The organism is Neobacillus sp. S1227, from assembly GCF_055385255.1.
In genome coordinates, this window is the sequence record NZ_AP038276.1 from 3,158,953 (window position 1) to 3,182,075 (window position 23,123).

At 39.8% G+C, this 23,123-nt stretch carries 21 protein-coding genes, 1 pseudogene and 1 riboswitch; of the genes and pseudogenes, 4 read left to right on the forward strand and 18 right to left on the reverse strand.

Features of this window, described 5'->3' with window-relative positions; all coding sequences use genetic code 11:
- Positions 1-165: 165 nt before the first annotated feature.
- Together ACZ5AE_RS15870 and ACZ5AE_RS15875 are read right to left on the reverse strand one after the other, a co-directional pair.
- Positions 166-750 (reverse strand): hypothetical protein, encoded by a 585-nt coding sequence (locus tag ACZ5AE_RS15870; RefSeq protein WP_464565405.1) that lies wholly within the window; start codon positions 748-750, stop codon positions 166-168.
- 517 nt (positions 751-1,267) lie between these two features.
- On the reverse strand, positions 1,268-1,924 hold the full coding sequence (locus ACZ5AE_RS15875; RefSeq protein ID WP_464565407.1) for a DUF1510 family protein: 657 nt from the start codon (positions 1,922-1,924) through the stop codon (positions 1,268-1,270).
- A 311-nt stretch (positions 1,925-2,235) separates the two neighbouring features.
- Between ACZ5AE_RS15875 and ACZ5AE_RS15880 the strand changes: the two genes are divergently transcribed.
- Positions 2,236-2,973 carry a hypothetical protein gene (locus ACZ5AE_RS15880; protein ID WP_464565409.1) on the forward strand — a complete coding sequence of 246 codons (738 nt, stop codon included), beginning with the start codon at positions 2,236-2,238 and terminating at the stop codon, positions 2,971-2,973.
- A gap of 395 nt (positions 2,974-3,368) precedes the next feature.
- On the opposite strand, the gene ACZ5AE_RS15885 is transcribed toward ACZ5AE_RS15880, so the two are convergent.
- From ACZ5AE_RS15885 to ACZ5AE_RS15910, 6 genes are all read right to left on the reverse strand, one after another.
- Positions 3,369-4,538, reverse strand: a complete 1,170-nt coding sequence (locus ACZ5AE_RS15885) for an ISL3 family transposase (protein WP_464565411.1) — start codon at positions 4,536-4,538, stop codon at positions 3,369-3,371.
- Complete coding sequence (locus tag ACZ5AE_RS15890) at positions 4,468-4,935, reverse strand: transposase family protein (RefSeq protein ID WP_464565413.1); 468 nt, start codon at positions 4,933-4,935, stop codon at positions 4,468-4,470. Before ACZ5AE_RS15890 ends, ACZ5AE_RS15885 begins: the two co-directional genes overlap by 71 nt.
- A gap of 167 nt (positions 4,936-5,102) precedes the next feature.
- Positions 5,103-6,935, reverse strand: a complete 1,833-nt coding sequence (locus ACZ5AE_RS15895) for a GMC family oxidoreductase (protein WP_464565415.1) — start codon at positions 6,933-6,935, stop codon at positions 5,103-5,105.
- Positions 6,936-7,537: 602 nt separating this feature from the next.
- Positions 7,538-7,963: a hypothetical protein gene (locus ACZ5AE_RS15900; protein ID WP_464565417.1), complete on the reverse strand. Its 426-nt coding sequence runs from the start codon at positions 7,961-7,963 to the stop codon at positions 7,538-7,540.
- Between the two features lie 564 nt (positions 7,964-8,527).
- Positions 8,528-9,484 (reverse strand): ATP-grasp domain-containing protein, encoded by a 957-nt coding sequence (locus tag ACZ5AE_RS15905; RefSeq protein WP_464565419.1) that lies wholly within the window; start codon positions 9,482-9,484, stop codon positions 8,528-8,530.
- A 15-nt stretch (positions 9,485-9,499) separates the two neighbouring features.
- Positions 9,500-10,549, reverse strand: a complete 1,050-nt coding sequence (locus tag ACZ5AE_RS15910) for an LLM class flavin-dependent oxidoreductase (RefSeq protein ID WP_464565421.1) — start codon at positions 10,547-10,549, stop codon at positions 9,500-9,502.
- Between the two features lie 108 nt (positions 10,550-10,657).
- A riboswitch (SAM riboswitch) is annotated at positions 10,658-10,761 on the reverse strand.
- A 600-nt stretch (positions 10,762-11,361) separates the two neighbouring features.
- Here ACZ5AE_RS15910 and ACZ5AE_RS15915 point away from each other — a divergent pair.
- Positions 11,362-11,544 carry an AAA family ATPase gene (locus tag ACZ5AE_RS15915; protein WP_464573646.1) on the forward strand — a complete coding sequence of 61 codons (183 nt, stop codon included), beginning with the start codon at positions 11,362-11,364 and terminating at the stop codon, positions 11,542-11,544.
- Between the two features lie 6 nt (positions 11,545-11,550).
- Here ACZ5AE_RS15915 and ACZ5AE_RS15920 read toward each other — a convergent pair whose 3' ends face one another.
- From ACZ5AE_RS15920 to purK, 10 genes and pseudogenes are all read right to left on the reverse strand, one after another.
- Positions 11,551-11,700, reverse strand: coding sequence for a hypothetical protein (locus tag ACZ5AE_RS15920; RefSeq protein WP_464565423.1), 150 nt, complete (start codon positions 11,698-11,700; stop codon positions 11,551-11,553).
- A 46-nt stretch (positions 11,701-11,746) separates the two neighbouring features.
- Positions 11,747-13,009: a phosphoribosylamine--glycine ligase gene (gene purD / locus ACZ5AE_RS15925; RefSeq protein WP_464565425.1), complete on the reverse strand. Its 1,263-nt coding sequence runs from the start codon at positions 13,007-13,009 to the stop codon at positions 11,747-11,749.
- Between the two features lie 14 nt (positions 13,010-13,023).
- Positions 13,024-13,287: pseudogene (gene purH / locus ACZ5AE_RS15930) on the reverse strand (bifunctional phosphoribosylaminoimidazolecarboxamide formyltransferase/IMP cyclohydrolase); the annotation flags it as partial.
- A gap of 72 nt (positions 13,288-13,359) precedes the next feature.
- Positions 13,360-13,953, reverse strand: a complete 594-nt coding sequence (purN, locus tag ACZ5AE_RS15935) for a phosphoribosylglycinamide formyltransferase (protein WP_464565427.1) — start codon at positions 13,951-13,953, stop codon at positions 13,360-13,362.
- A gap of 2 nt (positions 13,954-13,955) precedes the next feature.
- Positions 13,956-14,990: a phosphoribosylformylglycinamidine cyclo-ligase gene (gene purM, locus ACZ5AE_RS15940; protein ID WP_464565429.1), complete on the reverse strand. Its 1,035-nt coding sequence runs from the start codon at positions 14,988-14,990 to the stop codon at positions 13,956-13,958.
- Positions 14,991-15,003: 13 nt separating this feature from the next.
- On the reverse strand, positions 15,004-17,289 hold the full coding sequence (gene purL / locus ACZ5AE_RS15945) for a phosphoribosylformylglycinamidine synthase subunit PurL (protein ID WP_464565431.1): 2,286 nt from the start codon (positions 17,287-17,289) through the stop codon (positions 15,004-15,006).
- Positions 17,276-17,959 carry a phosphoribosylformylglycinamidine synthase subunit PurQ gene (purQ, locus tag ACZ5AE_RS15950; RefSeq protein WP_464565433.1) on the reverse strand — a complete coding sequence of 228 codons (684 nt, stop codon included), beginning with the start codon at positions 17,957-17,959 and terminating at the stop codon, positions 17,276-17,278. Before purQ ends, purL begins: the two co-directional genes overlap by 14 nt.
- A gap of 12 nt (positions 17,960-17,971) precedes the next feature.
- Complete coding sequence (gene purS / locus ACZ5AE_RS15955; protein WP_464565435.1) at positions 17,972-18,226, reverse strand: phosphoribosylformylglycinamidine synthase subunit PurS; 255 nt, start codon at positions 18,224-18,226, stop codon at positions 17,972-17,974.
- Entirely contained in the window at positions 18,219-18,938 is a 720-nt protein-coding gene (gene purC / locus ACZ5AE_RS15960; protein ID WP_464565437.1) for a phosphoribosylaminoimidazolesuccinocarboxamide synthase, read from the reverse strand. The genes purS and purC overlap by 8 nt, the downstream gene beginning before the upstream one ends.
- Before the next feature lie 66 nt (positions 18,939-19,004).
- The gene (purK, locus tag ACZ5AE_RS15965; protein ID WP_464565439.1) at positions 19,005-20,132 is read right to left on the reverse strand and encodes a 5-(carboxyamino)imidazole ribonucleotide synthase; all 1,128 of its coding nucleotides are present in this window, start codon (positions 20,130-20,132) and stop codon (positions 19,005-19,007) included.
- A gap of 212 nt (positions 20,133-20,344) precedes the next feature.
- Here purK and purF point away from each other — a divergent pair, with 212 nt between their 5' ends.
- Both purF and ACZ5AE_RS15975 read left to right on the forward strand, forming a co-directional pair.
- Entirely contained in the window at positions 20,345-21,724 is a 1,380-nt protein-coding gene (gene purF / locus ACZ5AE_RS15970) for an amidophosphoribosyltransferase (protein ID WP_464565441.1), read from the forward strand.
- A gap of 397 nt (positions 21,725-22,121) precedes the next feature.
- On the forward strand, positions 22,122-23,090 hold the full coding sequence (locus tag ACZ5AE_RS15975; protein WP_464565443.1) for a patatin-like phospholipase family protein: 969 nt from the start codon (positions 22,122-22,124) through the stop codon (positions 23,088-23,090).
- Positions 23,091-23,123: the final 33 nt, after the last annotated feature.

Sequence of the window (23,123 nt, forward strand, 5' to 3'; positions counted from 1 at the left end):
ATAAGCAAATATTTGGCTTGGGGATAAAGAAACGGACCAGTATCAATGGTAAACATTCAAGTGATGCCTAAAACTAGACTTGAGGAATTTCAAACGCATGACGCAAACCTAGATATTTGTATTCAAATGTATAGAATTAAATAGACTTTCAGGAACAATAGCTTTCTATTTAGTCGAATACATCAAATTTATCGCTTCTAGAATATGATTGGAATAAGTTTGGCAATAGTGCATAACGGTATCACCGACTACTTTAGAGGAATATTCCATGTAACTCTCCATATAATTCCTATTATTCGGTTCCAGGAAGATCCCGATAAATCCAATCAATAAATCGTTCACTAGCTTGGTATGGAAATAAATGTTTTCTGCAAGGCCTACTTGTTCTTCAATGGTTACACCTTTGTATACCAGTTCCTTAAACCTTGGCATGTTTTCAGCTATGAAATTAGCATCTTTCACTTGTTTAGGAACATTTTCCATGATGGATTGGAAGCTTTCATGCGAGAAAAACTCCTCTTCTTCAATGCACTCCGTTAAAAAAGATAAAGCAGTATTGGTATATGCATATTGAAATGTAACATTCCCTAAGAGTGACTCTAAATATGCTTCAGGAGAACCCACACTTTCTCTTGCTTGTAAAAAAATCTTCCTAATCCCTTGTTCCAACTCCATTTTATCCCAATTGGGCTCTCTCATAATTGCACTAAAAACTTCCGCTGTGTTTTTCGATAGCAATTCTATTGACAATACAGCCATCTCCTCGAAGTGGTATATTTTCGTTAAAATGTATAAGCCTTTGGTAAGGTTCACCTTTTAAAAATATAGATAAAGAACTATTTTAGTAATCTTATAAAAATTCCGACAACACACTTTCATTATAACGCAGACATCAAACGACATAAACTTAGATTTTTTATAATAATCAAAATTTAAAGTTAAAAACTTTTTTCCTTTGTTTAACTAAACTAAGTATGAGTTAAAAATAACATTCCTGTTCCTTCGATGCGTAGATGGACCTCAAGATTGAAGTACTCTCAGATTACCCCTAATCCTACTCTCACATCTTATTACAGAATATACATTCGCACTCTTCATTAACAAAAAAGACCCAATCCTTTGACGGATTGAGTCCAAAAAATATTCTTATCGCGATAGAGACATCTTTACGACATCCCTTAATGTAACTCCCAAGCGAAATAAAAAGGCTGCCTAGTGTTTCTAGACAGCCTTAGAATGTTCCTTTAGTACATCCTATTTTTCCATATTATGAAGCTGGTTCAACATTGGTGGCTTGATAGCCTGATCCAGTCCATTGCAAATACACACGATATTTTGGCGAGCCTTGCGTTTTTGCTGATATCGTCCCGACTGAGCCGCCTGGGTTGCTCTTGTCGCTCCCTAAAAACCATACAGTCATATTACTTTGATCGATTCCAGTCGCAGAAGAGATTGCCTGCAGCATCTGCTGCCAATCTTGAGAACTTGAATCATAGTTTGTAACATGCGGCTGACCTGTTTGTGCCGGTGTTTCCGGTGCAGGTGATGTTGGTGCATTTTCCTGTGAGCTATCCGAAGAAGCTGTGGATGCATTGTCTGCTGCATCATCACTATTGGTTTTATCACTTTGAGTTTGATCACTTTGAGTTTCATCCTTGGACGATGAATCGTCATTTGTTTGATCATTTGATGAACTCTTTTTCTCAGCTGGCTCATCCTTCTTTATATTTTGATCAGATTGTTTTTCGGCTGAGGTTTCAACACTTTTATGAGATGCTGCCTTGTCATCTCCTCCCGAAAAAATCGAATATGATACAAATCCAATAAGTATCAGTACGATTACAATGGAACCGTTTAAAATGATATTAATTTTTTTCTTTTTTGCTCTGTGCGTTGCCCGTGAATTGTCTAGAAAATTATTCAAAATAACCACTCTCCAAAACTGAGACTCTAAACATTCTACCATGTGTGGAGAATAACTTGAAGTATTTTACCGCCAAATACCACATTTTGGTACCTTTTCTCTATTTTCAGACACCTTTTATGAAGCATTATCACTATTTCGGAATGCTATTAATAAGCCCCATTTACCAGTCTCATTTCATTTCAATTTTTTGTTTCCATACTTTAACCAATTGCAGTAACTCCAAGCGCCTCTCCATATAAAAAGCTTTGAAAATACAAATTATAGTGATATAAGATATAATAATAAAAACTATTTGAGGTGATTTAACATTGGATTATTATTCTAAGACTGACCAACAAGTAGAAAATGAGAATGAAGAATATATAGAAAAAGATTACCCGACGAGGCAAGCTATCAAAAGGGAACGAGAAAAAAAGGAATCTAATAAAATGTTAATGGGGAAGAACAAGGAAGCCGGTGATAATGGCTTCACGGGACTACCCTCGATATTTAATTTCTTTTCGTCAAATAAAAAAAAGAAAGTAGAGTTGTTTTGGATAAAACTAGTCTTTAAGATTCTTGTTACAGGGGCTGTTTTTTTCGACTTCAAATTCATTCTGAACTTTATGAAAGAGCCTATTAGTACTTTTCCGCATACATTATTTGTAGTTGGAGTGTGTGCAGGAATTAATTTTATTGCTGTATGGATTCTGTTTTACAAACATGCATGGATAAGGTTTTATCTCTCCCTATTTGCAATAGTAGGGTCATTTGGGTATTACTTCTATGTAAATTATACGCCCCTTTCCTTTTTGGGTGTTAACACGATAGCATCGGTGCTTGTGATTATATCGCTATTAATGGTCCTAAATCCTAAAATAAATTATTATCTAAAAAGCATCTTGTTACTAGTGATCCCTGTCTCTGGAATCTATTTTAGTGGTACCAAATTTGTCCTTGTATGGACTCTTATGTTAAGTGCCGGTTTGATATTATTATTTAGAGTATCTAAAGCTTCTAAAAAAGAAGAAGAACGAATAAAAAGAAACAAAAAGCAATCAGCTTAATTAAGATGTTTTGAATAAAAATAGGCCGAAAATATACAGGTAGTGAAAAAACACACCTGTATATTTTCGGCCTATAAAAAATGTAAAGTATGTAAAATAAATAGAATCATTTATTCATACCTTTAACAGAAGTTTATCCAATTCACGTACTTGATCATATGCTTTTAATAGGTGTTCTGGTACGAATGTTCTTCCATGTTCCCAAGCATTCTCTTTTACTTCTGCAAAAAACTGACTCTCTTCTTATTGCATAATGAGTTATTGAACAAAGAGGAATTGGCAAGAACACATGATTAATTGCCATTTACATCATTTTTTAGGTTCTTACGAGTTTTTGGTGAAAAAGTGATATTTAGAAGGTTTCTTGTACAGAAAAGTTTTTTGAAAATAATCTTTTATAGGTGATAGAGAACTCGCTTTTCAAGTAAATCTAGTTTGGCACGTCCATACATCATTCGTTTTATGAGTTTTAATCGATGGACATGCCCTTCTATCAATCCATTACTAAACGGGGAAAGAAAGGTTTGTTTGATTGCTTGAAGATCACTCCGTATTTGTAAAGCGAATCTATACAAATGGTTGGTTCGAGTGGACAATTGTTGTTTTAACCAATCTAAAAAGGCATTGTAATCATAATCTTCCCATGCTTTTTTAAATGTTTGAACCGTTTCATAAAAAGGTTTAAGCGAGGGATAGTCTGTAAAGCATTGTTTAAGTAAGTAACACTCTTGTTCTGTAAGGGTTGAATGAAGTTTCCATATGTAGGCACTTACTTGTTGGCGTGAAATTCTTTGTGTTTGAGATTGGGAATGTTGGTATTTTCTTTCTTTGCGAATACTTTCAACTGCCACACGCACTCCAGAAAGCGTGCCAGTATACCCATAATCACGAATAATTGAATCAATTTGCTTAATCGTATGTCCTTTTCGTTCAAGTTCCTCAATTTGCTCATGAAACTCTGCTGTCTGGCGTTTTCTTTTCCCTCTAGGTTTAATAAGTGGCGAGTTCGTTGTTTTTAGATATTTTGTAATCGTCCTGGGATCTAAATCAAACTCTTTTGCTAATACTGATTTCTTCTTCCCCTTCTGGTATTCTTGTTGGACAGTTTGAATCAAATCGAATTTCTTTTCGTTACGTTCCAGTTGAATACGTTCTTGTTTGGTTTCAGCCTGTACAAGGTTGGTCTGGTCTTCCCTTTTGTTCAATGTAATCAACGCTGGAAGAATGGAAACTAGACAAGTATCAACTTGTCTTTTCGCTGCACGAATAAAATGCCAACGATCATATACTTGAGAAATGGTAGAAGATGCTTGAGAGATAGCTTGACGAAAAGCTCGAAACCCATCCCGACTGACAACCTCTATAAATCTTTGTCCATTCAGCCAGGCGGTAACCGTTTCAGGCTTTCTATTAGGAAGTAATGCAACAGGTTGATGGGTTATCAAGTCGCATATAATGGTGCCATAACTATGTCCTTTGAGAAAGGCAAAGTCATCAATTCCGACAAAAGGGAGAAATATCTGGTTTGATCTCCGTTTTTCGAATAATCGAGAGTAATACATCATGACTTACTGGAAGATGGATTGCTTTCGCTACTTTTTCTCCATTTAAACAACTGGATGCAAAAGCGATTTTACGCAAAACTTCCTCAGCTCGAAATGTTCTACGACCTTTCGCAGGCACCCAATCGTAACGCTCTGTAAAAATGTTCTTATCACAAGAATAGTTATCACAAAACCATTTTTTTGAGATTAGTAGGAGAGAGACTGATTTTTCACCGATAGGTAGATCTTTAATGAGACGAGAATAACGGCTATGAGGACGAAAAGATCTTACACCGCAATGAGGACATGGACTAGACTGATGTGTGCTTTGAATAGTAATTTGAAATGAAGATTCTTCTTCACAAATGTGAAGAACTTCAAGGAAAGGATCAGGAGATGACCAACAAATAGAGTTCATGTTTAGCACTCCTTTTGATTTTTATTATACTACAAAAGGAGAAAAAAAGGTCCTTCACCAGTTTAGCGTAAGAACCATTTTTTACTTGCCATAAACTGTTGGTTTTGGGTTCTAAAAAGACCGGCCCTATCATAGTTAGAAACGGTCTTTCTTTGTATTATTAAATGCTAACTACTGCTCTCGTCACTACTTTCATGGTGATGGTGGTGATGATGGTCGCTACTTTCGTTAGAACTTTCGTCACTGCTTTCATCAGAATCTACAATATCCTCAAATTCATCATCATCAATCACAATAGGATTCTGATTACTTTGAATGAATCTTACAGCATTTAAACCAATCACTTCTGCCCCTAAAACCGTATTACCATCAGGTAAGATTGGAGCGATAGAAAGGTCAGCCACTTTAAGATTTTTTGTTCCAAAAACATTTAGGAATCCATCTACAACTCCATCAGCAATCGTTCTTCCCATTTTACATTGACCCCCGTAATGGTCGAAGGCTAAATAGGAAGCATGGACAAAATTAGCTAACATGGCCCTCTTCTCTGCATCTGGCAATTGGAATATCCTTTCATTTGGATACACGACCTCATACAAACCTCGCGGGTCAAGCTGACGAGCCTTTAGAATCATATCATAAGTTTCAATATATTTTTGCACCATGAAATCTACATCGTTTTGTTCGTGAAGCGGATTTAAATCAATGGTCGGATAAGCCTCAGGATCACTATGAGCAATCATCACGGTGCCTCTGCTTCTTGGGTTTACATCGGCAATCCCAATACTCATAACATTGGTTTCTGCATTTGGGTCTGGGTTAAACTGCCACCCGTTGATGAGTACATCTTGAACAGGTACAAAAATAGGAAGAGGAAAACCTAATAATTGAAGACGACGTCCCCCGATCGGGTTATCCTCTTTTTTGAATCCGGTAAGGGCAATTGGTTGATTTGGATCAGCGGCCAATACCTGAAGAATTCGGTTATTTCTTACTCTTACTCCCATACCTACTGCAAATTGACATTGGAAGTTGTGTCCCACATTCGGGCTGTCAACCAAAGTCGTTATGCCAGCTTTAGCTAAATCTTCGGGTTTTCCAATCCCGGATCGTTGGAGGACAACGGAAGAAAATTGACCAGCGGAGACAATAACCCCCTTTCGAGCATACCTTACTTCGGAGACCCCATTTCGAACAAACTCAACACCAACAGCGATTTTGTTACCATGTTTGTTTTTAAACAGTATTTTGTTTACAGTTGTTTTGGCTAGAATGACTAATCTTCTACCATTAACTCCAAATTCATCTGGTTGGAACTCATTCCCTTGAGTGACAACTTGGCTGTTTAAATATCCTGTTGCTACGGACGAACGAACAAGGTTGCCATTTTCCATCTTTTGCGTAAATTGTCCTTTTGGGGACAAGACATCTCTTATTCCTGTATTGTAGTCTTCCTCAATTGGGATACCAAACACTTGGTGTGCAGCTTCTGTTAAGGTTTGGATTAATCCTTGATTAGGAATATTTTGCTGTCTTATAAAAATTGGACCTTTAAATCCACGATTTTGAGGTTCTTGTGACGCTCCAGTGTAGGTTTCATTTTCCCTAAATAAAGGGAGGAGACTATTATAATTCCAAAGGGGATTTCCACTCAGATTTGCCCAAGTATCATAAAGATCACTACTTCCCCGTACTGCGTACATGGCATTGTGTTCAGAACTTCCACCAATGGCTCGTCCACTTTCTGTGATAATTTGACGGCCAATTGATTGCTCTAGTATAGTTGCGACATTAAACGAATGTCGATTATCGGTCGCATTAGCGAGAGCCACTGCAATATTGGGACTGCTTAGTTCTTGAGTCATATTGGTTCCAGCTTCAAGAACTAGGACACTAGTATGATGGTTGTCCGTTAATTTTTTTGCAATAATTCCTCCTGCTGTTCCAGCACCGATAATAATATAATCAAAAATATTTTTTTTATCAGGTCTTTGACCCAAATAAATCATCTCCTTTCATGCTAATAAAATATGAAGGCCTGTCCGAAATGAAATGATTGCATAGCACATTTTATAAAAAATGTACATTATAATATGTTTTTAATTTATTGCACTATCCTGCCAGTGCATTAAGCACTACATCTAAATATGTATAAATATTCAGGGGTTATACAGGTTTCCCATTGAGTAATAATTCTTTCAGATTTATAAAGATACTGCCAGAACATACATCATTTAAATGCCAGAGACATTATTATGTAAAAAGCATCTTGTTACTGGTATTCCCTGTCCTGGAATCTATTTTTGTGGTACCAAATTGTCCTTATATGGGCTCTTATGTTTAGTGCCGGATTGATATTATTATTTAGAGTGCCGAAATCTTCTAAAAAAGAAGAACGAATAAAAAGAAACAATAAACAATCAGCTTAATTGAGGAACAAATAAATGCTCCCTATTGTAGTATATGTTTTAAATGAAAATAGGCCGAAAATATACAGGTAGTGAACAAAAACCTGTATTTTCGGCCTATAAAAAAATTAAAACTATGTAAGACAAATAGTTAGTCAAAAACATCTTTCATAAGTATTTTTACTATCAATTATTCAAACCTTTAAAAGAAGTTTATCCAATTCACGTACTTGATCATATGCTTTTAATAGATGTTCCGGTACGAATGTTCTTCCATGTTCCCAAGCATTCTCTTCTACTTCTACTAAAAGCTGTTTCTTTTCTTCTTCTTTGCCATAATAGAGAGTCTTTAAAACTCGTGGATTTTTCCTGAATTCTAAATAATAACCTAGCTGATGATAAAGAATAATTTTCGTAAAGTTTTCATCTGATTCTTTAACTTTAAAGTTAATTTTAGCGTTATATCCGTTAATTTGCAGGTAGTTAAACTTTATTGTATTTGTCGATACGTTATAACTCATTGGTGCAGTGAGTGTATTGCTGAATTCAACATTTATTTTTAGTTTAAGGTCTTTTAATGTCTTTATAATGATCTTCTCAATATTCCAAATATGAAGCATATAATTTTTCCCTTTCTAAAAAACATTTTCAACTCTAATTACTCTTCGTAATTAACTCTACTATTGGAAAAAACTACATAAACAAAGCAAATAGTAAATGGTCATGTTGAAGTTGTTTTAACAATATAATACGCATGCATTTGTAACAAGAGTCATTTATCATAATTTTTGATATGGACTATACTCCCTTTTTCTAAGAAGGCACATAAAAAAACAGCACATACTATAAGACCCTAACGATTTTTCATAATAGGCTCGCATAATATTCATTGTAGATTTTCGTATAGGTACGAGAATTCATAGGCGGAGAATTTCCGGCTAATGTATAATGAGGAAGCTTACCAAGCAAATATAAGCGAAGAAATTCCGATTATGCGCTCTAAATAAGACAAAATCCAAAGATTTGAATCAAATAAACGGAAAAACTTCCTTTATTTTTAAGGAAATAAGAGTATTTCCTAATTTAAACGGAATATTTCCGTTTCAGTTATAACTGAACCTAATAAACAAAAATTGCCAGTATAACCAATTGCATAAGTTATACTGGCAATCTTTTTTACAACATTAATTTAATACGTTTTCCCGGACATTCTCTTCTAATGTCTTCTTCAAGAATAAAGCAACTTCGAGCATACCATATTTTCCAGCTTTTGCTTCGGCATCAGAATTATAGTTTGTGTTTGTATTAATATCGTAAGTATAAATTTCACCATCCGCATTTCTGATGAACTCGATTCCAGCCACCTGAATATTATTGCCAGCTAGAACCTTCTTATATTTTTCTAGGATTTCGTCCTCAAAACCTTCAATGATTTGGAACTTAGGCTTCTCTTCCACTTCTTCTCCGACCGGGCAGAATAAATCGCCAATTTGGCAGGCATCCGCTGGGCAAAGTTCAAAACCTTCCGACGTATCCACCTTAACGGCATAGACAAAGTTTCCTCCTACAAACTCACAACGAGTGATGTAGCTTTCAGGTGATTGAATATACTCTTGAATAAGGGTGATGCCATCGACCGGTTCTTCGAAAGTCGGTCCTTCCACATAAGCTTTTAACGCTTCTACACTATGGAATAATTGAACACCTAAGCCTTTACCGGCACGGTTATGCTTCGTAATAAAAGACTTACCTGCAAACGCCTCTGCAGCCTTAAGAATGCTTTGTTTTCCAACCGCTGCAATCGTTTTTGGCGTCTTCACACCATACTTATTTAACTCTAAATATTGTAAAACCTTGCTAACCTCTAGCTTAAGAGCGCTCGTTCCATTTAACACCGTCCGTCCATGTTCTTCAAGCCAAGCCAATACTTGTCCGGTAAATTCCGCTGCAAAACGATGATCACGAGTATGAGAAGAAGCACTCATTCGGCTATAGAAGATTCCTTCTGGCGGTTCTGTCGATAAATCTAACGTTCCTTCGTCCAAATGCCATTCTTCATAAGGAACACCAAGTTCCTCTAACCTTTTTGTTAAATGGATGGTCCACTCACTATTTTCATGTATCACATATACCTTGCTCATCTTTAAGACCCCTCTCTAGTTGGTTATTAAACTGCGTTTTTGTTCAACTAATGGCATAACCTGCTTGGCAAAGCGTTCCATTTCCTCTAATTGAGGTGAAAATTGTAACAACAATAAGTCTAAGCCAGCTTCTTCATATTGTAAAATCCGATCGGCAATTTGCTCAGGTGTTCCTACTAAGTTCGGCCTTAGGCCTCGATTGGATACAGAGTAATCCTGTAATTGGATTTGCTGCTCTAAGTGTGATTTTGTAGTGAAGTCTTTAAAGCCCGCATAACCGCTAGAATCCTTTACAGTCGTGATTTTTTCAAGCTCAGCTAAAGCCTCCTCTTCTGTATCACGGCAAATAACATATGCAGCCATGCCAAATGAACTAAATGGCGCTTTGCCCGTTTGTTCGCGGCGTGCCTTCATATCGGCTATTTTTCGATCAATCTCTTCCACTGTGCCACCGTGCATCACATAAGCATCACATTTTTCGGCAATGGTCTGCTTGCCTTTTTCACTTTCACCGCCTGCATAAAGAATCGGGTTTGGTCGTTGAACAGGTTTCGGAGCAAGCTTCGTGTCTTTTAAGTCGTAAAATTGGCCGGAAAAATCGAAGGTCTCTTCTGTCCATAAACCTTTTAGGACATCAATAAACTCTTCGGTACGAGCATAACGCTCATCATGTTCCGTAAAAATACCGCCATACTGACGTGCTTCTTCTGCCCACCAAGCAGAAACAACGTTAAGCGTAAAACGCCCATTACTGATTTGATCAATATTCGCTGCCATTTTTGCCGCTACGGCAGGATTATGAAAACCAGGACGAATCGCCGTCATAATTTCAATTTTTTCCGTCACTGCAGCAAGTGCCGCTGCGGTGGACCAGGCTTCAAGAGAATCATGCTCTGGTCCTTTAATATCATTTAAATATAATTCAGCTATTAAGGTAGTCGAATATCCCCATTTTTCCGCTGATTGTATGACTTTCTTTGCATAATCAAAGGTTGGCGGCATATGTTCATTCTCCACATTACGCAACCAGCCTCCAAAAATCGGTAACCAAAAACCATATTTCATTTGAATTCTCTCCTCTACTGTTCTAATTCTCTAGTTTTCCTATTGTTTAAGTATGATTTATGTATATATAAAAAACTCTCCTCCTAAGAAGAGAGTTTCAAAACCCTCTTCTCATCTTTCAAGCAATGCGCTTGATGGAATTGGCACAGTATTCAAAAGAACCTGCTGCCGAGGCTTCAAAGGGCCAGTCCCTCCACCTCTCTTGATAAGAAGAAAATGTACACTTAAAATTTTTAATTTACTATATAGCGATAATAGTTTAAATTCATAAAATTGTCAATAAAATATTTCTAGACCCGAAATAAACAACTTATAAACACGGAAGTGGAACCTTTCAACCAATAACAGCTGCGATAAAACAAAAAAACCAACCTCTTTATTGGCTGGTTAGATAAGCAAACCTTTTTTTCTCCTAATTCCCTTAACTGTTTCAATAAAGACCATGAGTGAATAACCAAAAAGGAAAATTAAAAATAATACAATACCATAAAAATATAAAGTAGCCTTATAGCCAATTGGGGCAATTATTTGAAGCGATGTAAACAGAAAAATAATCAAATATAGTTCAAATAAAATAAGAAAACTTAAAAACAGAAGATACGGTATAACTATTTTTTTATGGAAAATCTGTCTTAAAGTAAAACCTTCCCACAATAAATCAGCTATTCGTCTCAAGTATACCCCTTCTTACATCCTTTTATATATTATATTCTGAATTTTTTGTAAATATCCTTTAAAATAATTGCATTTCCGGCAACAAATTTTAAGTGATTTTTCCTTCTTCTCATTGCATCCTGTTAACAGAGAGGAATGTGCTGCTTAAGGATTTGCCCGGTACGGGGAAAACAACGAAAGTAAAAGCATTTGCGAAGGCCCTTGACTGTCATTTTTCAAGGATTCAGTGGATCGATGTACAATCAAATATTTCAGGGAGCTTTGGTACCCAGCTCCCTAACTTTTCTACTTTTCTATTATACATATCCGTTTATAGTTAAAAACCCCTAATCTTCCATAAAAATTCGTGCATAGTATTCCGTTTCTTCATCTAGTTTATTGTCTCTTTTCAATTCCTCAATAGTATCTTTTCGGTCATCTGCAACTACTTGAAAACTACCCGAAATATTTGGTGTTTTCCCTTTGTTTTTATCCATACTTTCACTCCTGCCTTTCATCTTATTTATATATGCTTCAAGCATTTTATAAAAAAGCCTTGGAACTAATATCGGTCCGGTAATGCGCTCCTTCAAAAGAGATCTTTTCTACGGACTGGTATGCCAAATTCCTCGCTTCTTTCAAGGTATCCCCTATTGCAGTAATCCCAAGAACACGTCCACCGCTGGTCAGGATTTTGCCCTCCTGTTCAGAGGTGCCAGCATGAAAAACGATCGCCGGATCAGCAACCTGATCCAATCCATGAATGACACAGCCTTTCTCGTATGGGCCCGGGTAGCCGGCAGAAGACATAATTACGCAAACAGCCGACTTGTCTTTCCATTTCACGTCTACTTTTTCTAATTCACCGGAGATGCTTGCGATTACGATATCAAGTAAATCTGTTTCTAAAAGAGGAAGAACGACCTGTGTTTCCGGATCACCAAAGCGTGCATTATATTCAATCACCTTAGGCCCTTCCTTGGTCAGCATCAATCCCGTATAAAGAATCCCCTCAAAGGGGCAGCCTTCTGCTTCCATTCCTCTTACTGTTGGGAGGACGATTTCTCGGACAATCCTTTCAACCAGGGATGAATCAATTTGAGGTAATGGCGCGTATGTTCCCATTCCACCTGTGTTAGGCCCCTCATCGCCATCAAACACAGGCTTATGATCTTGTGCCGGAACCATTGGCTTCACAGTCGTCCCATTGACAAAAGCGAGCAAGGTCATTTCTTCTCCTTCCAGATACTCCTCGACAACCACTCTTGCTCCAGCCGAACCAAACGTGACTTCTTTCATCATACTTTTTAGCGCTTCCTCAGCTTCATCCAGTTTATTTGCTACAACGACACCTTTTCCCGCTGCTAAACCATCTGCTTTTATGACGATTGGCGCCCCCTCACTGCGAACGTAGGTTAGGGCCTCCTCATAATCTGTAAAAGCAGCATATTTGGCAGTAGGAATTTGATATTTTATCATTAGTTCTTTTGCGAACGCCTTACTGCCCTCAATCATCGCTGCTTCCTTTGTAGGGCCATAAATCGCTAATCCCTGTTTTTTAAAATAATTGACAATCCCCTTTGCAAGAGGCTCCTCTGGTCCTACAAACGTAACATCTATTTGTTCATTTTTTGCAAAATCTGCTAATTTTTCGATTTCTGAAACAGAAACCGGTATACATTTCGTTAATGCTGCGATTCCCGGATTGCCAGGAGCACAAAAAATTTGTTCAATCTTGGGACTTTGAGACAATTTCCACACAATGGCATGCTCACGGCCGCCTCCCCCAACAACTAACACCTTCATTCTGCCGATCCCTCCTAGTGTTTATAATGTCTTATGCCCGTAAACACCATGGCGATTCCATGCTTATATGCCGCTTCAATGGATTCTTCATCCCGGATGGAACCACCTGGTTGAATGATGGCAGTATTACCTGCCTTTGCGGCTTCCTCGACCGTGTCCGGCATCGGAAAAAAGCATCGGAGTCTAAGAAGGAACCTGCCGCTTTTCCTCCGGCTAGCTCTATCGCTTTTTTTGCCGATTCCCACCCGGTTCATTTGGCCAGCTCCAACCCCAATTGTTTGAAAAATGATTTCAACTTCAAGCTTCTCTAATTCCTTTGCAAGTTCGACGATTTGCCCAGATCGGAAACACTAATCAAAGCCTTTGTCATTTACTTCCTCGCTATTCGCTAGACGATGGATCACTTCCGGTAATAATTGGTGCTCCATGGCTTGAATCCTTTTTACTAATGTTTCTCTGGTCTCATCCGGGGCAACGGTGACAGCTTGTTGGGCGATAATAGGACCTGTATCCATCCCTTCATCTACATAATGTACCGTCACACCGGTCACCTTGACCCCATAATCAAGCGCTTGGCCAATGGCATCCTTCCCTGCGAATGCAGGCAATAAGGACGGGTGGACATTGATGATTTTTCTATCAAAGGCCATGAGTAAAACCTGTCCTAACAGTCTCATATACCCAGCCAATACGATAAACTCAACCTGCCTTTGTGATAACTCTTCAAGTATCTTTTCTTCATAGGCTCGTTTGTCTAAAAAATCTTTCGCTTTAAACGTAAACACTGGGATCCCTGCCTCCCTTGCTTTCTGAACCGCAAGGGCTTCGGGGCGGTCGCTGACGAGTAAAACCACTTCAACGTTGGTGATTTTTTTCGATTGGATCGATTCCAGAATCGCTGAAAAATTAGAACCCGTACCAGAAGCAAAAACGGCAATCTTCATATCTACTCCTTCTTAAATACGACGTCTTCGGTACCTTTTTGCACAGTACCAATCACAAACGCATCTTCACCCAACGATTGCAGATGCTCCATAATGCCCTCGGAATCTGCGGAATCTACGACCAGAATCATTCCAATTCCCATATTAAATGTCCGGAACATATCATAATCGGAAATTTTGCCCGCCTCTTGGATAAAGGTGAAAATTTTCGGAACCGTCCATGATCCATCCCTAATTTCTGCTTGTAATCCCTTAGGAAGAATCCGTGGAATATTATCGTAAAAGCCCCCGCCTGTTACATGTACCAGACCAAAGACATTGTATTTCCGGATCGTTGAAAGGACGGATTTCACATAAATTTTTGTTGGTTCCAGTAATACTGGTCCCAGTTCAGATTCTAGTTCATCCACATAGTCATGTAAGGATAGCTTGGCATCCTCCAATAGCACCTTACGGACAAGGGAAAATCCATTGCTATGTACACCACTAGAAGCCAGCCCAATAAGGACCTGGCCTTCCTTTACTTTCGTTCCATCAATCAAATGTTTTTGATCCACAATGCCTACCGTGAATCCGGCAATGTCATATTCCCCATCTTGGTACATACCCGGCATTTCAGCCGTCTCTCCGCCGATCAGGGCACATCCAGCCTGTTCACATCCATCAGCAATTCCTTTCACGATAGCTTCAATTTTTTCGGGGATGATCTTGCCGCAGGCCAGATAATCTAGAAAAAAAAGGGGCTCGGCCCCTTGGACGATGACATCATTTACACACATGGCCACAGCATCGATTCCAATCGTATCGTGCTTGTCCATGGCAAAGGCAATTTTCAATTTGGTCCCTACCCCATCCGTACCGGAAACAAACACCGGCTCTTCCATTCCTGTTAAGTTCGGCTTAAAAAGAGCACCGAACCCTCCTAATCCGGTTAACACCTCTGGACGGAAGGTTTTTTTCACATGCTTTTTCATTCTTTCAACTGCTTCATTGCCTGCATCTATATTGACACCCGCTTGACGGTACGCCTCACTCATCCGGTTCACTCCTTTACGGTAAACTTGCAGAGATGTCCTGCATGGTTAACTTTTTTAATCCCGAACGCATAATGTTTGGAATAGCATTCTGCCAGGCAGCTCCAAGGTCAGCAATCGGCTCAGAGATGATCATTCTTCCATTATGTGTGATCGACAGTTCCTTGCCTCTCACTTTCCCAATTTCTTTGATCGGCACACCTTGCTGTTTCGCCATTTCCTTTATCTTCTCGGCGTGTTCTCCTGGTACGGAAAGAATGATTCGAGATTGCGATTCACTAAAAAGGCTAAAGTCTGGGCGAAGTTCGTCAGTTAATTGAATTTCCGCGCCGAGCTTTCCGCCAATACAGCTTTCCGCTAGAGCAACAGCCAATCCGCCTTCAGCTGTATCATGGGCTGATTGCACCAAGCCTTCTTGAATTGCCTTAAGGGTAAAAGCCTGAACATTCTTTTCCAAATCAAGGTTAATTAGCGGCGGCCGACCTTCCATTTTCCCTGTCATGATCTTTTGGTATTCGGAGCCGCCAATTTCTGCTTTGGTTTCTCCCAATAAAAAGATGAGGTCCCCCTCTTTTTTAAATTCCTGGGTAGTGATATGGTCGATATCTTTGATTAACCCGACCATTCCAATTGTAGGTGTTGGATAAATGGCTTCTCCCTTTGTCTCGTTATAAAGGCTGACGTTACCGCCAATGACCGGTGTATTCAACTGACGGCACGCTTCACTGATTCCATCTGCCGCCTTTTCAAACTGCCAGAAGATTTCCGGTTTTTCAGGGCTCCCAAAGTTTAAGTTATCCGTAATAGCTAATGGCTCCGCACCGGAACAGACGACATTACGAGCCGCTTCCGCCACAGCAATGGCACCTCCAACGTATGGATCAAGGTAAACATACCTTCCGTTGCAATCTGTTGTCATCGCCAATGCTTTTCGTGTTCCACGAAGGGCAACAACAGCGGCATCCGATCCAGGGATGACGGCTGTATTGGTTCGTACCATATAGTCGTACTGCTGGTAGACCCACTCCTTACTTGCAATCGTAGGTGATGCCAACAGCTGCTTTAAAACGGAATGATAATCGCTGGGCTCTTCAATGGCTACAGCCGAATCAACTGAGGAATATTGTTCATAGTAAGGAGCAACTTTAGATGGCTTACAATATACCGGCGCATCCTCCGCTAGCTTATCTGCCGGGATTTCGGCCACCACCTCCCCTTTATGAAGCAGCCGGAGCAGGTTATCATCTGTGACCCTGCCAATTACAGCAGAGTGTAATCTCCATTTATCAAAAATCTTTTTTACATCCTCTTCTTTTCCTTTTTTTGCCACAACCAGCATTCTTTCTTGGGATTCTGAAAGCATCATTTCATAGGCCGTCATTCCTTTTTCACGCTGGGGAACAAGGTCAAGGTCGAGTTCAATGCCATTTCCCGCTTTACTGGCCATTTCCGAGCTGGAGCTTGTTAATCCGGCCGCCCCCATATCCTGAATACCGACAACGTGACCAGAAGTGATCAATTCAAGAGTCGCTTCCAGCAGCAATTTTTCCATAAATGGATCGCCAACTTGAACCGCAGGGCGTTTCGCTTCGGAATTTTCACTTAACTCTTCTGAAGCAAATGTCGCTCCATGAATCCCATCTCTTCCCGTCGCTGCACCAACATAAATGACGGGATTGCCAATTCCTTTAGCTACCCCTTTTTGAATTTGATCATGGTCGATTAAGCCAACACACATGGCATTTACCAGCGGATTTCCTTCATAGGATGAATCAAAGTAGATCTCTCCTGCAACCGTAGGGATTCCCATACAGTTGCCGTATCCGGCAATACCCGCCACCACATTTTCAAAAATATATTTGGTTTTTGGGTTATCCAGTTCCCCAAACCTTAGTGAGTTCAATAAAGCAATCGGTCTTGCACCCATCGAAAAAACATCACGAATAATACCGCCAACCCCTGTAGCTGCACCTTGATAGGGCTCAATGGCCGATGGATGATTGTGGCTTTCAATTTTAAACACGACTGCTTGATGATCGCCAATATCGACAATGCCCGCTCCTTCTCCAGGGCCCTGCAGCACGTGAGGACCGGAAGTGGGGAACCGTTTGAGCACTACCTTTGAATTTTTATAGCTGCAATGCTCGGACCACATGACACTAAAAATGCCCGTTTCCGTATAATTGGGTTTCCGTCCGAGAATCTCGATCACTTTATCGAACTCTTCGTCCGTCAATCCCATTTCTCGATAAATCTTTTGCTCAACAATTTGCTCAGGAGTCGGTTCATTATACTGTGCCATGCTGTCGCCTCCAGTAATTTAATATAGAAGAAAACATCCGCCTTCCGTCATCTGACCCAAGCCATTTATGTACGGCACGTTCCGGATGGGGCATTAAGCCTAAAACATTTCCCCTCTCGTTGATTACACCGGCTATCTCAGAAACGGAACCATTAGGATTTGTCCCCTTATACCTGAATACGATTTGATTTTTCTGCTCTAATTGAGTCAGCGTTTCTTCGTCACAATAATAATTTCCGTCCCCATGGGCAATGGGAATACGGATCGTTTCGCCTTCCAGGTATTCTAAGGTGAATGGAGTTTTGTTGTTTTCTACTTTTAAATCAATCGTGTCGCAGTGAAACTTTAAGCGTTGGTTTCTCCGTAAGGCTCCTGGCAATAATCCTGCTTCCGTTAAGATTTGAAATCCATTGCAGACACCAAGCACCAATTTACCTTCTTCCGCTGCTATTTTTACTTGCTCCATAACAGGAGATAGGCTCGCTACCGCCCCTGGACGCAAATAATCTCCATAAGAAAAACCTCCAGGGACAAGAATCGCATCATACTTTGCCAGGTCCGTCTCAAGATGCCATACATAGTCGACAGGTTGTTCAATCGTATCTAAAACAGCTTTATACATATCTATATCGCAATTTGAACCAGGAAAAACCAGTACAGCAAAGTTCAACTTGTTCCCCTCCTAACCTTCCAGCCTGTTAAGATCAAACCTATAGTCTTCGATGACAGTGTTGGCTAACAGTTTTTCACACATATCCCTCACCCGTTCTTCCGCCGCCTTTTTGTCCTCACTGTTCATTTCAATCTCCATGTATTTCCCGATTCGAACATCCCCAACCTCGTCATAGCCAAGAGAATGGAGCGACTCATGAACGGCATTCCCTTGTGGATCTAACACACTTTCCCTCAATGTTACAAAGACCGTCGCTTTAAACATTTACACTACCCCCAATTCTCCGCAGGATTTCTTGATAGGCTTCCTCAACATTCCCTAAATCCCGTCTAAACCTGTCCTTATCTAGCTTTTTCATGGTGTGGGCATCCCAGAATCGACACGTATCCGGAGAGATTTCATCCGCCAAGATTAATTTGCCTTCAGGAGTTTTCCCAAATTCCAATTTGAAATCAACGAGGATAATATCTTTGTTTAACAGATACTCTTTTAAAATCTCATTGATTATCAGGGATTGTTTTCGAAGTTCAGTTAATTCCGCTTCTGTTGCAATTCCAAGAATGGCAATATGATCATTGTTAATGATCGGATCCCCTAACTCATCATTTTTAAAGTAATACTCCACAATCGGCTGTGGGAGTTCCTTTCCTTCCTCCCATCCCAACCTTTTGGCAAGTGATCCAGCTGCAATGTTTCGAACCACCACCTCAATCGGGATAATGTCCACTTGCAGGACGATTTGTTCGGTTGCTGAGATTCTTTTAATAAAATGGTTGTCCACTCCTTTTTCCTTCAATAAACGAAGAAAAATGGTACTAATCTCGTTATTTAGCTTTCCTTTTCCCGCAATTTGTGCTTTTTTCTCTCCATTAAAAGCAGTGGCATCATCTTTATACTCAATCCAATACTTTCCAGGCTCTGATGTTTTGAATACCTTTTTGGCTTTTCCTTCATAAAGCTGTTCTAATTTTTCCATGATTATCCCTCCTGTTCTAAAAGCCCGTTTCGATCACTTCCATACCTATCCATTACACTTCATTTTTTAGGACCAAATTTGAAGTTTGTTTATTTGCTCGACCACTTCCTCCAACGTTGAACCTAGAAAATTGATATGCCCCATCTTCCTATTTTCTACGCTTTCCTTCTTTCCATATAAATGTAGTTTAGCCGTCCTAGGAAGTTGATCAATTTTATCTAACACTTTATTTAGATGCTGACCTAAAATATTTACCATGATAATCGGACTTAAAAGGGTAGTATCTCCTAAGGGCAGTCCACATATAGCCCGAATATGCTGTTCAAATTGTGATGTAATACAAGCATCCATTGAAAAATGGCCTGAATTATGTGGTCTTGGGGCCAGCTCATTTACGATAATATCCCCCTCATTCGTAAGGAACATTTCGATGGCAATTAATCCAACGACTTGGAGGGAATCGGCAATTTTCAATGCGATGGCTTCTGCGTTATTTCGCTGTTCATCCGTGATTCTTGCAGGCACGATGGACTGATGCAAAATGTTATTGACATGAATATTTTCAGCAACCGGAAAGGTTTTAGCCTGACCTGATAAATTGCGGGCCACAATCACCGATAATTCTTTGCTGAAGTGTATCCATTGTTCCATTATCATTTCCACACCTGAATTTTCTAATATCTCAACAGCCGTTGACAGTTGATCTTTATTTCGAATCACCCATTGGCCTTTGCCATCATAACCGCCTGTTGCTGTTTTCATGACACAAGGCAGTCCAAAATTATCAATTGCCGAGCGAATATCACTTTCAGACTCAACAACCATGAAAGGTGCTACAGGCACTTCGTAAGACGCTAATGTGGTCTTTTCCCGAATTCGATTTTGGGTTATTTTAAGGAGCTTGCTTCCCTGTGGTACGAAAGATGTGTTTTCCAAGATGGAGGCGACATCCGAATCAACATTCTCAAATTCATAAGTAATAACGTCTGAGGAATCTGCTAACTCTTTTGCAGCTTTTACCTCGGAAAACGGAGCGATGATTTGCCGGTCAGCCACCTGTCCACATGGAGAATCCGGTGTCGGATCCAAGGTAATGAAGCGATATCCCATATTTCTCCCGGCAAGTGACATCATTCTTCCCAACTGTCCTCCCCCTAAAATACCGATCGTAGAGCCGGGTTTCATTATTTTCATTAGCGTTCGCCTCCCTCAGCAGCCAATAAATGCTTCTAATTTTTTCAAACTTTTCATTTTTTTATGTTCTCCTTTTCCGCTCTATTAAACACCAAAAAAGTTTTTTCTATTGGTACCATTGAATAATCAAAGACTGCAATAAATTATTTAGGATAGAAAATCATCACTCGACAAAAATATTAGAATGAATATGTACGGGGAGGATTACGCATATGGTTGAGGAAATGCGGGAGAAATGCGGAGTATTTGGAGTGTTTAATCACCCAAAAGCTGCTGAGTTAACTTATTACGGGCTTCATGCCCTTCAGCATCGTGGACAGGAGAGTGCCGGGATTGTAGCAAGCGATGGAAAAACATTTAGGCATCATCGGGGAATGGGTCTAGTAACCCAAGTATTTTCCAGAAAAATCCTTGATGGGCTTAGCGGAAATATGGCCATTGGTCATGTACGATATTCCACTTCCGGAGAAAGTTTGCTCCAAAATGCGCAGCCCCTTGTATTTAAGTATAGTGAGGGGGATTTGGCTGTTGCTCATAATGGCAACCTAGTAAATGCAAGAATAGAGCGGCATGTCCTGCAGCAGCAAGGTGCCATCTTTCAGACAACAACGGATACGGAAATTATTGCTCACTTTATAGCGCGGTCCAGTAAAAAGTATTTCTCAGAAGCTGGACCAGATGTTCTTAAACGGCTGGACGGTTCATTTGCCTTGCTCATTATGACGGAAAAACAAATGCTTATTGCCCTGGATCGTCATGGATTACGTCCCCTCAGTCTCGGAAAAATCGGGGAGTCTATCATAGCGGCTTCTGAAACATGTGCTTTAAATGCAGTAGATGCCAAGTTCTGGAGAGACGTTGAACCGGGTGAATGGCTTCTTGTAGACGAGAATGGAATAAAAACGGGGAGATTTGCGGAAAAAGGTGAGGTTTCCCTATGTTCTTTTGAATTTGTTTATTTTGCCCGCCCTGATAGCGTGATTCATGGAAGAAATGTATTAGGCATCAGGAAAGAGTTAGGGCAAATTCTAGCGAAAGAACACCCTGCGCAAGCGGATGTAGTGGTAGCTGTTCCTGAATCGAGTGTTCCTGCCGCTATTGGCTATGCCCAGCAAGCAGGCATTCCCTATGAAATGGGAATCATCAAAAACCCATATGCAGGACGCTCCTTTATTGAACCCACTCAAGAATTGCGTGATTTAGCAGTCCGTCTTAAATTAAGCCCCGTTCATGAACTGCTCGAGGGCAAAAGAGTCGTACTTGTCGATGATTCGATCGTTCGAGGAACCACAAGCAAGCGGATTGTCCAGTTGATTCGTCAGGCAGGGGCAAAGGAAGTCCATGTAAGAATCACTTCACCAATGGTTAAAAACCCTTGTTTTTATGGAGTTGATATGCCAACAAAAGAAGAGCTTTTTGCAAACAAGCATGAACATGAACAAGCCATGGGACAAGTGATTGGAGCAGATTCATTGGCCTTTTTAAGCACCGAAGGGTTATTAGAGGCCGTTGATGTAGATCTTGCAGATACTAGCAGTCGCTGTATAGCCTGTTTTAGCGGGGCTTATCCAACCAATTTGTATTTAAAATGAACAAAGATTCGTCCCAATTCACTATGAAGATAGCAGTTAGCATGCTCCCCCAAATTCATGCAGGTGACGATGAATTTAGGGGAGCATGCTGCTTTTTTCAGACCCACAACCTCATCTTTTTTTAATGCAAATTTTCTCATTTCTTTTATCTCAAACTAGAATGGTACGTACCTTTTCCAACGATACATAAATCATGGACTTCACTCTTTCAATCACACCCCACAACCAAGAAAACCCTATTTTAAAACTACAATAACGACCTTTTAGGTAATAGAATCCTCAACAATACCATCTTGGATTTTTTGTGAAATATGTGAATATATAGGGATATTACGGTTTCAAAATGGGACAAGAAGGAATAGAGTATAGTGATTTAAATAGATAGGAGGTGTTTCATTTGTCTAAAAAATATCGTGTGATAACTTTTGATGGTGGCGGGGTTCGAGGAGCTTTAAGCAGCCAACTTCTAACAAGACTGACCAATGACAAAAGATTTCCCGAATTGACTAAAAAAACAGATCTGCTTGTCGGAACTTCTGTTGGATCGTTCATTGCCCTAGGGTTGGCAAGCGGAAAATCACCGCAAGAAATTAATGCTTCATTTAATGTAGATACGGTCGGGGAAATTTTTAGCAATCCACAACCTGGTGGTCCTTTAACCACTACAAAATATAGTAATGAAGGATTAATCAAAGTATTAAGTTCTTTCTTTCCCCCGAATCTCCGTTTAAAAGATCTGCATAAACGAGTTGTCGTTCCAGCGTTTGCTTTATTCAACAGTAAATTAGGGCATTGGACCCCTGTGTTCTTTAACAATTTTCCTGGATCTCCTTATTTGGAATATAAGGTAATCGATGTCGCGTTGGCCAGCAGCGCTTTTCCGGCTTATTTTCCTGCGTTCCAACATTTTATTGATGGAGCTGTGGTCGCCAATGATCCAAGCACTGTAGGAATTTCCTTTGCCGTACAAAAAGGAAAACAAAAACTCGACAAAATTGCGCTTTTATCGATCGGCACCGGATTCATCCCATACAGTATTCAAAAGGACACCAGTGAATGGGGACTTTTCAGTAGCAATAATCAAGAGATTGGTACCGCACCAAGCTGGGGATTTATCCCTCCGAATCTTCAAGAACCGCATGAACCGTCAGCTCCTCTTTTAACGATCACCGTTGAAGGGACGGAAGAAGCGGATGTATTGATGAGCTCTCAATTGCTCGGGAAAGGGTTTTTCCGCCTCGATCCTCAGATTCCTCCCATTCAGCTTGATGATGTTCAAGCAATCCCTGTACTCAGAACTATCGCAAACAATACGAATTTATCGAAGGTTAGCAGATTTATCCGTAAATATTGGGACTTTCGCTAAATGCGACATGAGGCAAACTCATGTCGAGTTTGC

Coding starts and splice junctions, on each gene's coding strand:
- ACZ5AE_RS15885 (WP_464565411.1), bottom strand. CDS start 4,538: ATGATGTATTACTCTCGATTATTCGAAAAACGGAGATCAAACCAGATA.
- ACZ5AE_RS15890 (WP_464565413.1), bottom strand. CDS start 4,935: ATGAACTCTATTTGTTGGTCATCTCCTGATCCTTTCCTTGAAGTTCTT.
- ACZ5AE_RS15900 (WP_464565417.1), bottom strand. CDS start 7,963: ATGCTTCATATTTGGAATATTGAGAAGATCATTATAAAGACATTAAAA.
- ACZ5AE_RS15905 (WP_464565419.1), bottom strand. CDS start 9,484: ATGAGCAAGGTATATGTGATACATGAAAATAGTGAGTGGACCATCCAT.
- ACZ5AE_RS15910 (WP_464565421.1), bottom strand. CDS start 10,549: ATGAAATATGGTTTTTGGTTACCGATTTTTGGAGGCTGGTTGCGTAAT.
- ACZ5AE_RS15920 (WP_464565423.1), bottom strand. CDS start 11,700: ATGGATAAAAACAAAGGGAAAACACCAAATATTTCGGGTAGTTTTCAA.
- purD (WP_464565425.1), bottom strand. CDS start 13,009: ATGAAGGTGTTAGTTGTTGGGGGAGGCGGCCGTGAGCATGCCATTGTG.
- purN (WP_464565427.1), bottom strand. CDS start 13,953: ATGAAGATTGCCGTTTTTGCTTCTGGTACGGGTTCTAATTTTTCAGCG.
- purM (WP_464565429.1), bottom strand. CDS start 14,990: ATGAGTGAGGCGTACCGTCAAGCGGGTGTCAATATAGATGCAGGCAAT.
- purL (WP_464565431.1), bottom strand. CDS start 17,289: ATGGCACAGTATAATGAACCGACTCCTGAGCAAATTGTTGAGCAAAAG.
- purS (WP_464565435.1), bottom strand. CDS start 18,226: ATGTTTAAAGCGACGGTCTTTGTAACATTGAGGGAAAGTGTGTTAGAT.
- purC (WP_464565437.1), bottom strand. CDS start 18,938: ATGGAAAAATTAGAACAGCTTTATGAAGGAAAAGCCAAAAAGGTATTC.
- purK (WP_464565439.1), bottom strand. CDS start 20,132: ATGAAAATAATGAAACCCGGCTCTACGATCGGTATTTTAGGGGGAGGA.
- purF (WP_464565441.1), top strand. CDS start 20,345: ATGGTTGAGGAAATGCGGGAGAAATGCGGAGTATTTGGAGTGTTTAAT.